Raw genomic sequence first — 13658 nt, 5'->3', positions numbered from 1 at the left:
CCCGATGGCGCTATGCTTCGCTATACGATGTATTCGATGAAGCGGTCGATCAGATCGGGCCGGTCCAATTGGTCGACCCACCATTGCGCCGCGCGGCCAGCCTCGTCCGCACGCCATGCGAGGTAGCAATAAGTGGTGTCGCGCAGGCCGGTGACTTGCCGAGCGACGAGTTTGCCCTCGTCGATCGCGCGCTGCGCGATGCATTGCGGCAACGTGCCGACCGCGAGACCCTCGCATTGCGCGGCTAGCTTAGCGGCAAGCGTCGGCACCGCGATGCTGGGCTGCCCGTCGTTGGTGGCGACGGAGCGCGGCGCAAGTTCGCGCGACGTATCGCTGATGACCGCGCCGCGATAGCGAGCGACGGCTTCGAGCGTGAGCGGCTCGGGTACACGCGCGAGCGGGTGTTCGGGGGCAACGGCGAAGACATGCCGCAAGGTGCCGACGGGCCGCACCACGATGTTCGGCAATTGGGGCGGATCTCCGGCTGCTCCGACGACGACATCGGCGCGGCGCGAGATCAGCGCGTCCCAACTGCCGCCGAGCACCTCGGTGGACAGGCGCAGCCGTGTGTCCATTTCGAGGTTATAGAACCGATGCACGTAGGGCCATAGCGCGCCGAACGGCAGGATCTCGTCGATGCATAGCCGCAACTCGCTCTCCCAGCCGTCCTGAATGCGCCGCGCTTTGAGTTCCAACTGCTCTGCGGCGTGCAGGAGCCTGCGTCCTTCCTCCACGACGACACGCCCGGCATGCGTGAGTTTCGCGCGTCTGCCGGTGCGGTCGAATAGCGTCACCCCGAGGTCGCTTTCGAGCTTTTGCACGAGGTACGTAAGCGATGACGGTACGCGGTGCAGCAATTCGGCAGCCTCGGCGAAAGTGCCGGCGCGGTCGATGACATCGAGCGCTTCGAGCGCCTCGAATGACAATTTCATGGTTGGATTCCGCTAATCAGATCGTGAGCGCGCCGCGTGCGCGGCATAACGATCATCGTATCGCGACTTAGCCTGTTTGTTGATGTTCTTGTTGCCGATATCGGTTCGCGCGCTCGCAGCCGGTTCGCGTACGCAGTTGATCGAGGCTCTCGTCGAGCGTTCGACGCAGGCGCGAGGTGAGAAATTCGACGAACGTCTTGATCTTCGCATCGACATACCGGCGCGACGGATAGACGATGAAGATGCTCGTATGCATCAGACGCTGCTGCGGGAACAACTGCACGAGCTTGCCCTGACGTAGATCTTCGATGACGCAATGAACCGGCAGCGCCGCCGCGCCGCAACCGGCCAGCGCGGCGACGCGCGCAGCCTGCGCGTCGTTCACCACGAGCGCGCCGCCGGCTTGCATCGGTTCCTTGCGGGCGGGGCACCGCGCGCCGGGCTTGCCCTCGGATGCGGCAACCGGAATCGGCGTGAGCGCATGCGGGTCCAAGTCGGCCAGCGTTTCGATCGCGTGTTCGCGCAGAAATGCCGGCGTCGCCACGATGATGGGCTCGCATTCGCCCACGAGCATGCAGACGTTGTCCGAATCGTCGAGCGAGGGGGCGCAGAGTATGGACACGTCGACGCTTTCCTTGACGAGATTCGCGTGGCGCGACATGAACGTGAGATCGACGGTCACGTCCGGATACTGCCGGCGATACTCGATGATGGCCGAGGTCACATGCTCGAAACCAAGGTCGGGCACACTGTGCACGCGCAGCCTGCCGCGGGCCAGCGTATGCGCGGCGCCCGCTTCGGCTTCCGCTGCGTCGAGCTCGGCGAGGATTCGCTTGCAGCGCTGGTAGTAGCGTTCTCCGGGTTCCGTCACCGATACGTTGCGCGTATTTCGCTGCAACAGCCGGGCGCGCAGGCTCGTCTCCAGATCGGATATCGCGCGCGACACGCTCGCGGTACTGTGTCGCGTGTGCTTGCCGGCGGCAGTGAAGCTCCCCGTTTCGACGACGCGGGTAAACAGACGGATGCTTTCGATCTTATCCATGGCGGGACTCGTGCGGTTCGGCTGATCTGACGTATCTGACGCGCTTCGCGCTGCTGGAGTGAACGATAGCCGGCGAAGCGGCCAAGATGCTATTGCGCGATGGGCTGGCGCAGCCTATCGGTGAGGCGCACGGAGATATACGTCGGTATAGGCGCCGCGGATGCGGTCGCGGATCGATTCAGAAAATTTAAGGTAATCGTATTTGCGCGTTGTCATGGCGCCCTCATACTGCTCACTACTTGGGACTGAGCCTTGGGGGCGAATGCCCGCAAGCGCCGGACCCTCCCTCATGTAGCTAGCGAGATGCAGCCGGAGATGGCGGAAAGCGAACGTGATCCTTTCGAAGACGGGCCGGCGTGGGATGAAGCCCGGTACGCGCGGGCAACGCTGGACTTTCGGCATTCGGTCGAAGACATCGCCGAATATCGTCTCGTCGAGGACGGCTCGAATGCGTTGTGGCGCATCCGGCGGACCTCGTGGGCGTTCGACGAACGGTGCCGCCAGTTCGAGCGCGAGTATGCGCTGCGCAGCGAGTTGGGCTCGGATTGGGCGGTGTTGCCCTGCGCGCTGATCAGGCCGAGCGATGGACCGGTGCTCATCTATCGCGAGCCGTTCGGTACGACGCTCGACGAACTCGCGCATGGCACATTGCCGATTTCCAATTTGCTCCGCATGGCGGCGGGAATGGCCGCGGCTTTGGCGAAGCTGCATGGCGCGCGTCTTGTCCACCGCGATCTGCGGCCCGAGCACTTCGTATTGAGCGGCGATGGCAGCTTGCGCATCCGCTCGTTTCTGTCGGCGAAATCGCCATACGAGGATGCGAGCGCCGTCGAGCGGTTGACTGCATCGACGGCGCCTTATGCGGCACCCGAGCGTAGTGGACCGCATGCCTCGCTCGTCGATGAACGCAGCGACCTCTATTCGTTCGGCGTAGTGCTGTTTCAGCTTCTCACGGGCGCGATGCCGTTCAGAGCCGGCTCGGAGGCAGAGTGGGTCCATGCGCATTTGGCGATTCAGCCGGCGCGGCCATGGCAGTTTCGTGCCGACGTGCCGGGCATACTCAGCGAGTTGATCGCCAAATTGCTGGCGAAGGATGCCCACGACCGATACCAGACGGCCGAAGGGCTATGGCAAGACTTGATTCGCATGCAGCGCGACTGGGATACGTCGGGCACGCTTTCGCGTTTCGAACTGGCACGCGCCGAGCGGCTCGTCGCGGCTGTCGATCTCATACCGTTCATCGGCCGGCAGCAGGAACGCAAGCAACTGGCCGATGCCTATAGTGCGGTATTGCAGTCTTCGCAGGCTGCGCTCGTATTGATCGAAGGTCCGCCGGGCTCCGGTAAAACGATGCTGGCGACGGATTTCAGAAAGCGGCTGTTGCCCTTGTCGTTCTGGTCGGTGGGCAAGGCCGATCAATACCAGCCGTCGCAACCTTACGCCCCGGTCGTTCAAGCGCTGCGCTCGCTGTGCCTGAACGTGATCGGCAAGGGCGGGGCCGCGCCGACGGAGCGCGGCGCGCGACTGCAGACCTATGCCGCCGACGATCTGAACTTGTTGATACGGCTCGTCCCGGAAGTGGAGTTGCTGGTCGGGCCGCGCGACGCGGGCGGCGACGTTGCCGACGGCGCGCCCGCGCCGCGTATCCAGCGCGCGCTGATCCAGGCATTTCGTTCGTTCGCGGCCCTAGCGGCGCCGCTCGTCTTGATGCTTGACGATCTGCAATGGGCCGACGACGCCACGCTTGGGTTTGTCGAGGCTTTTGCCGCTCAGCGGCCCGCTAACATATTGCTCGTCGCGGCTTGCCGCGCGCGGACACATCAAACGGCGGCGTTTCGCGATTTTGCCGAGCGCATCGAGCGCGCGGGGGCGCTCGAGATTTCTCTGGCGGCGCTGACGCCGCAACTCGTCGTCGAAATGACGGCCGCGCTGATCGGCGAGCCGCAAGCGCGTGTCGCTCGCCTCGGGCGCATCGTGCACCGGAAAACGGGCGGCAATCCGTTTCACGTCCGGCAACTGCTGCGGGCACTCTTCGACGAGCGGTTCGTCCGGTTCGACGCCGCGCGCGAGCAATGGTCGTGGGATGAAGCGCAGGTCGAGGCGCTGCATACGACCGACGATATCGTTCATCTATTGAGGCTCCGGCTTCAGCGGCAATCGCCGCCTATCGTCGAGGCGCTCTGCTGGCTTGCATGCGCGAGCATGCAAGGCGACGAAGCGTTGTTGGCCCGCGCGTCCGGTTTACCGGCCGCCGAGCTCTCGCACCGCCTCGACGGCGCCTGCCGCGCGGGCTTGGTGGAGCCCGGCGAGGGCGGATGGCGCTTCGTGCACGACCGCGTTCTCGAAGCCGCGTATGCCGCGATGAGCGCGGACGCACGATCGGCACGGCATGCGGCCATCGCCGTCGCGATGATCGAGCTGTACGGGGGCCTCGGCGAGCAGATTGCGCTCGACATCGCAGGTCAAATCGAACTTGCCCAGGGCGCGACGATCAGTCGTGAACAAGCGAAGGCATTCGCGAGCGTGCTGGCCGATGCGGCCGAGCGTGCCGTCGTCGCCGCGGCGCGCGACCGGGCGCTGGAGTTCCTCTCGCTTGCCGCCGGATTGATCGGCGAGGATGCCTGGGCGAACCAATACGAACTGGCGAAGCGGATCGCATTGCTGCGATGCGAGAGTTTGTTGGCGGTGGGCCGCATCGAGTGCGCCGCACACGAAATCGACGCGTTGATGCCGCGGATGCGTTCGCGCGGCGACCAGGCGCACGCACATCGTTTGAAAGCGGCGCAGTTGACGGTTGCCTCGGATTTCGCGGGTGCCGTGGCCGTCGCGCTCGCGGGCCTCGAGAAGCTCGATGTGTATCTGCCTGCGCGTCCTTACAGCGAAGACCTGGTGGTCGCTTGCCGCGCCGTGGACGAGGCCCTCGGCGGCCGGGCGATCGCCGACCTCGTGCATCTGCCGAGGATGGACGATGAGGGAATCGAAGCCGCCATGGCGCTGCTCACCGCGCTCGAGGCCGCAATGTTCTATCCGAGCGAGGGCCTCGCGTTGCTGCACCTCGCGGCCATGGTACGTTTGACGTTGCGGCACGGCGTGACGGGCGCGTCGGTCCAAGGGCTCGCTTGGTACGGGGTGTATGTCGCACAGACGTTCGGGGATTACGCAGCAGGCCTCGAGTACGCCAAGGTGGCGCTCGCGCTCGTCGATCACCACGGCTTCGAGCGTTATCGCGCGGCGACCTTGATCGCGCTGGACCAAGTCAGCGTCTGGACACTGCCGCTGCGCTGGGCGCTTGCCCGCGCGCGCGAAGCCAAGGCGGCGGGCCATCTGAGCGCGGAGTTGAGATGGATGTGCTATAGCTGCAATCACATCGTGTCCGATCTCATCGCGATGGGCGAGGCGCTGCCGAAGATTCAGGAGGAAATCGAGCCGTTGCTGTCGCTAACGCGCGGCGCGGCGTATCACGACATCGTGGACCTCGTGACGACCCAGTCGGAATTCGTCGCCTCGTTGCAACGGGACCGTAGTCAGCCGATCGGTTCGTGGCAAGCGCCACCCGACGGCAGTTCGGCTAGCGCGGCGGCTCGGCCCGCGCCGATGTCGGTGCTTTCCTTTTGGACGCTCGTGTTGCGAGGCCAGTCCGCATTTTTGTTCGACGACGTGAAAACGGCCGAGATCTCCTTTCGGGAGGCGGCGCTCTTGGCTTGGTCGACGCCGGCGCACATCATGCTGTCGGACTTTCGGCTCTATAGCGCGCTGACGCTGATCTACGCCGTGCCGGATTGGCGGAGCGACGCATCGGCAACGGCGGCGATCCGGGCGCACCGCGAGCAGTTCGCGATATGGGCCGATCTCAATTCCGGTACGTTCGGAAACAAGCTTGCGATGATCGATGCCGAGTTCGAGCGCGTGGCCGGGAACGATGTCGCGGCCATGCGGCTGTACGAGACCTCGGCGAGCCTGGCGGCGGCCGCCGGCTTCGTTCATGAGCAGGCGCTCGCCCACGAACTGGCGGGACGTCATGCAGTCGAGCTTGGCCTGCCCGGCGTCGCACGCCATCATTTGGGGCTCGCGCATGCATGCTATCGGCGCTGGGGCGCGCTCGCGAAAGCGGCCCAGCTCGAAGCCAAATATGCTTTCCTTGCGGTCGACGACGTCTCGGCGTCCCGCCTCTATGCAAAGGGCGGCGGCAGGGATGACCTCGATTTCATGGTCGCCATGCGCACGGCGCAGTCGCTCTCCGAGGAGATCATTCTCGAGCGTCTGATCCAAAACTTGATGACGAACATGGTTGTGCACGCCGGTGCGCGATATGGCTTGCTGATGCTGATGCGCGACGCAAGTTTGCGGATCGAGGCAACGGCTCGCGTGGAGAACGGCGAGATCGTCGTCGATACCGCCTGCTCCGCGCCGACGCAAGAGCGTATTCCGCTCTCGATTCTCAATACGGTGATCCACACGAAAAAGCCGCTCGTGTTCGACGATGCCCAAAGGGAAGGCGAAATCGCGCATGCTGAGAGTCTGGGCATGCGTCCGGCTCGTTCGGTGTTTTGCTTGCCTTTGTTGAAGCAGGGCGCGCTCGTTGGCGTGCTGTACTTGGAGAACGCGCTGGTGCAAGGCGTATTCACGCCTAGCAAGACGGCCATGCTCGAAGTGTTGGCGCCGCAGGCGGCGAATTCTCTCGAGGCGGCCCGGCTCTACGCGGAACTCGTCGAGGAAAATACGCGCCGGCAAGAGACGGAGGCGGCGTTACGGCGCGCGAGGACAGAGCTGGCCCGCAACGCGCATGTCACGGTACTGGGTGAGATGGCGGCCTCGATCGCGCATGAGATCAACCAGCCGCTCACGAGCATTGTCTCGAGCGTCGGCGCCGGCGTTCGCTGGTTGCGGGCGGCGGACCCAGATATGGAAGAGGCGTTATCGAGCCTCGAGGATATTCAGATCGCCGCGGTGCGCGCGGCCGACATCGTGCGCTCATTGCGATCGCTGGCCAAGCAGTCGCCCGTCGCGCTCGCACCGGTGGCGATCGATGACGTACTGCGAGAAATGCTCGAATTGACGGCGATGGAAGTCGAGTCGAACGGCGTCGAATTGCGGGCCGATCTCAATGCCGGTGGTCTGGAAGTGTTGGCTGACCGTACGCTAATTCAACAAATCGTCCTGAATCTGATCACGAACGCACTCGACGCGATGGGCGGCATGACCGGCGCTCGACAGTTGGACGTGATGTCCCGGCGCGATAAAAGCACGGTCGTCGTGAGCGTCTCGGACAGCGGGTCCGGCATCGATATCGACCTCGCCGAACGGATCTTCGAACCGTTCTTTACCACCAAGGAAAACGGAATGGGGATGGGCCTCGCCATTTGCCGCTCGATCATGGAGGCGCACGGCGGCACACTATCCGTACAACCGAGGCCGCTCGGAGGGACGACCTTCGTCTTCGAATTGCCGCTTGCGTTCGCCAGCTAGCGGACCGGCGAACGCCAACCGGCGCCGGCTTTTCGAGCGCGGCGCCGTCGCTATGCGCGGTGCGGCTCGATTCCGAGTGCTTCGGCCATGCGGACGAGGTCAGGCACCGTGCGTGCCTGCATCTTTCTCATGACTTGGCCACGGTGGACTTTCACGGTGATCTCGTGAATGTCCATGTTCGCCGCGATCTGCTTGTTCATCATGCCCGTGACGACGAAACGCATGACCTCGCGCTCGCGCGGGGTCAGCAATTCGTAGGCCGCACGCAGACCCGACACGGCGCGTTCCGCCTCGATTCGATTCGCGTCGGCTTTCAACGCCTCCGTCACGGCATCGACCATGTCTTGCTCGCGAAACGGCTTCGTCAGGAAATCGACCGCGCCGCGCTTCATCGCATTGACAGACATTTGCACGTCGCCGTGCCCCGTCATGAAAAGAATCGGCAGCCGCAGACCCGCGCGCGCTGCTTCGGCTTGAAATGCGAGGCCGCTTTCGCCTTGTAGGCGGACGTCGAGCACGAGGCAACTCGGCAACGGCGGCCGATCGAAGAGCAGGAATTCGCGTGTCGATGCGAACGATTCGACACGCAGGCCGAGCGAGCGAAACAATGAGCCGAGCGAACGGCGTAACGTCTCGTCGTCGTCCACGATATAGACGATGTTCTCGCTGCTCTTACGCGCTGTGTCGGCCGGCATAGGCGATGCGTTCGCGCGTTCCATGGCGTTTTCCCTCAGCAAGGGCGGTCGATTCGATACTGCGAGTGGAAGGCATGCGGGCATTTTAGCGAGTTTCGATAAAAATCGGTCGGCGTTTCGCGAGCATGGCGACTCGCTACGGAGGAGGGGAACGTTGCTCGGGCGCGAGCGAAACGGCGCATTTTTCGATGAGCGCAAGCAGCTCGTCGGAGGAAAACGGCTTGCGCAAAAAGGCGAATGCACCCCCGGCGAGCGCGCGTCGGATGGACTCGTCATCGCCGTGCGCCGACATGAAAATAATCGGCGTGATGTCGTCCCGATCGCGTAAGGCTTGTTGTACTTCGAGTCCGTGCATGCCTTTCATCTTCAGATCGAGGACGATGCACGCGGTGGCCGCAGCAGGGGCCGGCCGCATCGCGGCGAGCAATGCGGCCCCGGACGAGAACGCGGCTACCGTATGCCCAGCCGACTTCAAGAGACTGACAATGCTTTTGCGCACGGAGGCGTCGTCGTCAACAATGCAAACGAAGGCCACTAGAACGAACCTTATGAGCTTGAGATAGTGCGCAAAGCATTCAGAGCGCCGGCGCGTTCGTATGTGAGCGCATCGGTTGAGCCGAACGCGCGTGAGCCAAGATGGGCTCGGCGGCGGCCGATGCGGACTCGAGCGATTCCCCGGCATCGATTCGGGCGGCATATCGAAGCATGAAGGCGCGAACCATTCCGAGCAGCGACCACGCTTCCGAGGCCGTACCGCCCCGAGTCATGATCATCGATTTCGATACGAGACCCGCGATGCTGTCGCGCACGGCTTTGATGTCGAAACTTTCGCAAGCGGCGAGCTCGCAAGCGGACGCGAGCTCGAACCAGCCATCGAGGCGCGCGAGCCGGCTCAGCACGATGCGTTCCGCTTCGTCGAGCAATTGATAGCTCCAATCGATCGACGCCTCCAGCGTGCTATGACGCCGTGTGACGTACCTGAGCCGATTGCGGATCGAGAGCAATAAATCGTCGGCATCCGACAGCACGGCATCGATACCGATGGAGGCCGCTCGCGACGCGGCCAGTTCGAGCGCGAGAGGGATGCCGTCAAGGCGCCTGCACAAAGCCGCGATGCGATGCAGCGTCGTGCTGTCGAGCGGAAACGCAGAGCCCATCGCCTCGCCGGTTCTGAGGAACATTTGCACGGCGCCGGCCATGAGGATCTCCGCGTTCGATGCGTCCGGCGCCGGCACGTTCAGCGCGGGTACCCGATAGATTCGCTCGTCCGGGATACAGAGCGGCTCGCGGCTCGTCGCCAGCACGGCGACGTTTGGTTTGCGGGCGCGGATCGAAAGGCATAGCACCGCAAGCTCGCCGATGACATGTTCACAGCTATCGAAGATCAGCATGACCTTCCGTTCCCCGACCGCGCGCAGGATCTCTTCGAGGCGGGCGGGACCGGCGGCGCCCAGGGCCCACGCGGTTGCTTGCATCACGGACACGGTCGGGCAGTGCGCCGCCAGATCCACGAAGTAGGCTTCGACGTCGAGGTCGGAAACCGCGTATCGCGATATTTCGCAGGCGACGGCCGTCTTGCCGATACCGCCGGGCCCCGCCAGCGTCACAACCGCCCCCTCCGCGAGCAAGGCGCGAATATCGGCAATCGCTTCTTCACGGCCGCTGAGCGACGGCTGCCCCCGCCACGCAGGGGTAGCGGGCACGAAGGTGTGGATGCGCCCACTTCGCTGCGGCGACGGTTCTGCGGCGGGGCGAACGAGCCGGTATCCGCGCCCGGCGCACGTCTTGATCCAGCCTTGTTTGCCGCCGAGCAGTTTGCGCAATGCCGAAATATGCACCTGGATATTGTTGTCGCCGACGACCGTATGCGGCCAGACGACGCGCATGATGTCGTGCTTGGTCACGAGGCCGCCGTCGGCATGGATCAACAGTTCGAGGATGTCGAAGGCGCGCGTGCTGAGGCGGTGCGGATCGCCGTCCACCCATACTTCACGGCTATCGAGGCAAACGGTGACCTGATCGAATCTGTACATTGTGTTGCTCGCTTAACGAGTCGCCCACGCGTGGCGCCGGCGCATCCCCGGCGGCCACCCCACGATGCCGGTCGAATCTCGATCGGGCGGCATCTGGTGCAATCGTAGGCCCACGGCCAGGGCGCCGCCATTATCCATGGGTTTAACACCGGTACGCCGGCACGTGTTCGGTCGCGCTCGCGTTCGATTGTCACCGCAATCATCAACCGGTGCTCGCCATTGCGGTTGGCGACGCTCGGTTCGGGGCGGCCCTGAACCGACGAGCGCACGGCGCGGCGAGGTCTTAGGTCAGCCGCGCTTGCCTTGCAGCGACGGGATATCCGCGAACAGGCTCGCGAGCCAGTCGATAAAGCATTTCAGTTTCGCCGAGACGTGGCGCGTCGGTGGGTAGAGCACGGAGATCGGGCGCGCGGGCGAGTTGAAATCGGTCAATACTTCGCGCAGTTGCCCCGAGCGCAAATACGGCTCGACCAGATACAGCGAGGTCTTGATCAGACCTAGCCCCGCGACGCCGCACGCAACGTAAGTATCGGCGTCGTTGACGGCGACCTTTCCGCACATTTGCACGACGCGCGTCGTATCGTCGACGACGAAGTCCCAGATTCTCGGGCGGCCCGTGTCCGCCGAGACATGGCTGACCGCAACGTGCTGCGAGAGGTCGTCGATCGTCAACGGCTCGCCGTAGCATTCGAGGTAAGCGGGCGACGCGCAGGTACAGGTCGTGAGACTGCCGATTTTCCTGGCGATCATCCCCGAGTCGTCGAGCGCGCCGATTCGCACGACGCAATCGACGCCTTCGCCGATCAAGTCGATCTGACGATCCGTTACGCTAAGCTCGACCGAAAGCTCCGGGTGCGCGGCGAGGAAGGCGGGCAATGCCGGAAGCACGACTTGTTTTGCCATGGCGGGGGGCAAATTGGCCTTGAGCCGGCCTCGGGGCGCATTGCGCGCATGCGACACCGATGCTTCCATCTCGTCGATTTCGCGCAATACGGCGACGCACCGCTCGTAGTAGGCTTGGCCTTCCTCTGTCAATGCGATGCGGCGGGTCGTTCGGTTCAGCAAGCGGCAGCCGAGGTGCCGTTCGAGCGTGCTCAAGAGCGCCGATACGCGCGGCGTGGCCAAGCCGGTCGTATCCGAGGCGCGCGTCAGGCTGCCCGCTTCCACGATGCGTGCGAACACGCGCATTGAAAGAAGTGTGTCCATCTTGATCGGGTCCTTCGGCGGTCTCGGTGCTTCGCGCGTACACGCGTAGGTTCGGCTACGATGAACGCCATGCTAGTGACGTGCGCCGCCGATACGCAACTGAAGCTTTCTGAATAATTCTTGTCGCTGGTATTGACGGTTTCATCGGCTTATATGAGCACCGGGTCCCGGGAAGGGGGCCGATCGCGCTTTCCGGCGGAAAGCGTCCGCCGCTCCCAAGCCTAGCCGGGCGGCGCGTTTGCGCACTCGGCTTGATACCAGATATCGACTTGGCGTTGTGCCGCTTGCAGATCTTCCGGATAGTACGGATCGAAAAATAGCGAGGGCTGATAGCCGGCTTCCTCCAGCGCGGCCAATTCACTGACGTTGCGCTCGCGCGTCAGCGGCGCGCCGTGCTTGAGCGCGGTCAAGTCGCGGCACTGCGCGGCGCTAAGCGGCGGCGCACTGCCCGTTCGAGGCGCGCCCGATAAGACGCAGCCCGCCAACAGAAGCGCGGAGAGAGGAAAAAGCGCGAATGTTTTCGATGGACGGTTCATGACGGACCTCCTTACGACGACAGGAGTGTCTCACGCATCGTCCGTTCCCGCTTGGGAACGCCGCTCGCTTAACCGCGGCTATCGATCCATTCACGAGCCCAACGATTCGAGTAGCGCAGCGCGGCGGCTTCGCTTTTGAAGTAGTCGAGCGAATAGAAGTCGTAGGAGGCGGCTTCGGCTTCGCGATGAGCGTCCGACCGAAGCAGCGTCAAGTTCGATGAAAAGCAGCCGTCGGGGAGACGGTGCGCGGAAGGGGTGATCGCGTAACCGCGGTAATGTTCGATAGTGGTACTTTGCATAACTAAACGTTGCGCACGGACGGCGCAACGGGGCGGCGGATTCAACGCCGGCGAAATTGCGAGCGTGCCGCGGCGGGCGTGGCGCGTTCGTCTTTGTGTCGATAATTGATGCGACCTTTGGTGAGGTCGTACAGCGATAATTCCAGTCTTACGCGGTCGCCGGCCAGGATGCGGATATGATTTTTCTTCAGTCGGCCGGCCGCATAGGCGGCGATGATGGTCCCGTTCTCGAGGGTGACGCGATAGCGGCTGTCGGGCAGCACTTCTTCGACGACGCCGTCTAGTTCAAGCAGCTCTTCCTTTGCCAAATTGATATCCCCAGTGATTGCGGCCGGGCCGTGCCCAAGTATCAAGACGTGGGCGCATGCCGTCGGCCGTGATGTTGCCGGCGATGCCGGCGCGTAAGACGGGAAATGCGTGCGGCTTTGCGGCTATTACAGCGGCTTGATGTTCGACGCTTGGAGACCCTTCGGGCCTTGCTTCGTTTCGAAGCTTACGCGTTGACCTTCGACGAGCGTGCGGAAGCCGTCGGCGCGAATTTCGGAGAAGTGCGCGAACAGGTCGTCCTTGCCGTTGTCAGGCGAAATGAAACCAAAACCCTTGCTGTCGTTGAACCATTTGACGATACCGGTATCCATAAAGATCCTTTGAGAAAAAAATAAGCGAACGAATATACGCACCCGATCGGGCACGAAAATGAAAATCAAGGAGGGAGAGGACAACGAATACCGCAACGTCGCGGTCAATGATGAGCAGCAATCGCGCTTCTTGAAGACTTCAGCTATCGACCATACGCGTAACTGCGGGCGCGGTCAAGACATTTCGTGTGGCGGACGGGGGCGGACGATCGGCGAACGCGGTGGCTAGGGCGTAAGAGGGCTCACGTGAACGGCGAAGTTAGCCGCAAATAAAGGCATCGAACCGCCGTGCAACCGGAGTATGATGAAACGCACGCCGGGCCGAATTCCTCATTTGCTTGCGCGCAGGTCGCTTCAAAGTCTCCGTGGTGGAGACGACCTGTTCCCGCCGTCGATAACTCGACCTCTCGTTCCCCTCACAACCGTTGCGCGTCAGGCGCGTGCCGGCCATCCCCCATCGATGGCGTCAACCTCGTTCGAACGCCAAGGAGTCAAACATGAGCATGCACGCATATCGCGGTTTTGAAATTTACCCCCTCGTCTACTCTCACGCGTAAAAGAAGGAGGGCTCGGGTCATAACTTCGAAGACGGGTTCGACGCCGCCGTGAAGATTTGCGTGCGCGGCGCCGATGCGGCATTGACCTACAGCAATACGTTCAAGCTCGACGAAGGCAAGCCGTTTCCGACCGCCGGCGCCGCGCGGCGCGCATCGCTCAAATTCGGCGAGGGCATCATCGATCAGCACGGCGGTGAAAGCTGGACGCCTGCGTAACGTGTCGCTTCCGTCTCGGGCGTGCGCGTGCGCGGCGC

At 63.3% G+C, this 13658-nt stretch carries 12 protein-coding genes and 1 pseudogene; 3 read left to right on the top strand and 10 right to left on the bottom strand.

Annotated features, from left to right (window positions below; genetic code table 11):
- Positions 1 to 20: 20 nt before the first annotated feature.
- Positions 21 to 932, bottom strand: a complete 912-nt coding sequence (locus tag DXT59_RS28530; RefSeq protein WP_116141636.1) for a LysR family transcriptional regulator — start codon at positions 930 to 932, stop codon at positions 21 to 23.
- A 67-nt stretch (positions 933 to 999) separates the two neighbouring features.
- The gene (locus DXT59_RS28525) at positions 1000 to 1974 is read right to left on the bottom strand and encodes a LysR family transcriptional regulator (RefSeq protein ID WP_116141635.1); all 975 of its coding nucleotides are present in this window, start codon (positions 1972 to 1974) and stop codon (positions 1000 to 1002) included.
- A gap of 315 nt (positions 1975 to 2289) precedes the next feature.
- Here DXT59_RS28525 and DXT59_RS28520 point away from each other — a divergent pair, with 315 nt between their 5' ends.
- Positions 2290 to 7440, top strand: a complete 5151-nt coding sequence (locus DXT59_RS28520; protein WP_162878289.1) for a trifunctional serine/threonine-protein kinase/ATP-binding protein/sensor histidine kinase — start codon at positions 2290 to 2292, stop codon at positions 7438 to 7440.
- 50 nt (positions 7441 to 7490) lie between these two features.
- Here DXT59_RS28520 and DXT59_RS28515 read toward each other — a convergent pair whose 3' ends face one another.
- From DXT59_RS28515 to DXT59_RS28480, 8 genes are all read right to left on the bottom strand, one after another.
- The gene (locus DXT59_RS28515; RefSeq protein ID WP_240324724.1) at positions 7491 to 8159 is read right to left on the bottom strand and encodes a response regulator transcription factor; all 669 of its coding nucleotides are present in this window, start codon (positions 8157 to 8159) and stop codon (positions 7491 to 7493) included.
- A 112-nt stretch (positions 8160 to 8271) separates the two neighbouring features.
- Positions 8272 to 8670 (bottom strand): response regulator transcription factor, encoded by a 399-nt coding sequence (locus tag DXT59_RS28510; RefSeq protein WP_205417492.1) that lies wholly within the window; start codon positions 8668 to 8670, stop codon positions 8272 to 8274.
- Positions 8671 to 8710: 40 nt separating this feature from the next.
- On the bottom strand, positions 8711 to 10168 hold the full coding sequence (locus DXT59_RS28505) for an ATP-binding protein (protein ID WP_116141632.1): 1458 nt from the start codon (positions 10166 to 10168) through the stop codon (positions 8711 to 8713).
- Between the two features lie 288 nt (positions 10169 to 10456).
- Complete coding sequence (locus DXT59_RS28500; protein ID WP_116141631.1) at positions 10457 to 11374, bottom strand: LysR family transcriptional regulator; 918 nt, start codon at positions 11372 to 11374, stop codon at positions 10457 to 10459.
- A gap of 221 nt (positions 11375 to 11595) precedes the next feature.
- Positions 11596 to 11910, bottom strand: coding sequence for a DUF4148 domain-containing protein (locus DXT59_RS28495; RefSeq protein WP_116141630.1), 315 nt, complete (start codon positions 11908 to 11910; stop codon positions 11596 to 11598).
- Positions 11911 to 11978: 68 nt separating this feature from the next.
- The gene (locus DXT59_RS28490; RefSeq protein ID WP_116141629.1) at positions 11979 to 12209 is read right to left on the bottom strand and encodes a hypothetical protein; all 231 of its coding nucleotides are present in this window, start codon (positions 12207 to 12209) and stop codon (positions 11979 to 11981) included.
- Positions 12210 to 12250: 41 nt separating this feature from the next.
- Positions 12251 to 12517 (bottom strand): translation initiation factor IF-1, encoded by a 267-nt coding sequence (gene infA / locus DXT59_RS28485; protein WP_116141628.1) that lies wholly within the window; start codon positions 12515 to 12517, stop codon positions 12251 to 12253.
- Between the two features lie 126 nt (positions 12518 to 12643).
- The gene (locus DXT59_RS28480; RefSeq protein ID WP_102645870.1) at positions 12644 to 12847 is read right to left on the bottom strand and encodes a cold-shock protein; all 204 of its coding nucleotides are present in this window, start codon (positions 12845 to 12847) and stop codon (positions 12644 to 12646) included.
- 58 nt (positions 12848 to 12905) lie between these two features.
- Here DXT59_RS28480 and DXT59_RS30895 point away from each other — a divergent pair, with 58 nt between their 5' ends.
- Positions 12906 to 13076 carry a hypothetical protein gene (locus tag DXT59_RS30895; RefSeq protein WP_162878288.1) on the top strand — a complete coding sequence of 57 codons (171 nt, stop codon included), beginning with the start codon at positions 12906 to 12908 and terminating at the stop codon, positions 13074 to 13076.
- A gap of 268 nt (positions 13077 to 13344) precedes the next feature.
- Positions 13345 to 13620: pseudogene (locus DXT59_RS28475) on the top strand (hypothetical protein).
- The last annotated feature ends 38 nt before the right edge of the window (positions 13621 to 13658 follow it).

Origin of the sequence: Trinickia diaoshuihuensis, from assembly GCF_003390925.1 — a bacterium.
Taxonomy (GTDB): Bacteria; Pseudomonadota; Gammaproteobacteria; order Burkholderiales; family Burkholderiaceae; genus Trinickia; species Trinickia diaoshuihuensis.
This window is presented reverse-complemented; position numbering and strand designations above follow the sequence as displayed.

Excerpts from the sequence above, each read along its gene's own strand:
- DXT59_RS28530 (WP_116141636.1), bottom strand. The coding sequence starts at position 932 with ATGAAATTGTCATTCGAGGCGCTCGAAGCGCTCGATGTCATCGACCGC.
- DXT59_RS28525 (WP_116141635.1), bottom strand. The coding sequence starts at position 1,974 with ATGGATAAGATCGAAAGCATCCGTCTGTTTACCCGCGTCGTCGAAACG.
- DXT59_RS28520 (WP_162878289.1), top strand. The coding sequence starts at position 2,290 with ATGGCGGAAAGCGAACGTGATCCTTTCGAAGACGGGCCGGCGTGGGAT.
- DXT59_RS28515 (WP_240324724.1), bottom strand. The coding sequence starts at position 8,159 with ATGGAACGCGCGAACGCATCGCCTATGCCGGCCGACACAGCGCGTAAG.
- DXT59_RS28505 (WP_116141632.1), bottom strand. The coding sequence starts at position 10,168 with ATGTACAGATTCGATCAGGTCACCGTTTGCCTCGATAGCCGTGAAGTA.
- DXT59_RS28500 (WP_116141631.1), bottom strand. The coding sequence starts at position 11,374 with ATGGACACACTTCTTTCAATGCGCGTGTTCGCACGCATCGTGGAAGCG.
- DXT59_RS28495 (WP_116141630.1), bottom strand. The coding sequence starts at position 11,910 with ATGAACCGTCCATCGAAAACATTCGCGCTTTTTCCTCTCTCCGCGCTT.
- DXT59_RS28490 (WP_116141629.1), bottom strand. The coding sequence starts at position 12,209 with ATGCAAAGTACCACTATCGAACATTACCGCGGTTACGCGATCACCCCT.
- DXT59_RS28480 (WP_102645870.1), bottom strand. The coding sequence starts at position 12,847 with ATGGATACCGGTATCGTCAAATGGTTCAACGACAGCAAGGGTTTTGGT.
- DXT59_RS30895 (WP_162878288.1), top strand. The coding sequence starts at position 12,906 with ATGAAAATCAAGGAGGGAGAGGACAACGAATACCGCAACGTCGCGGTC.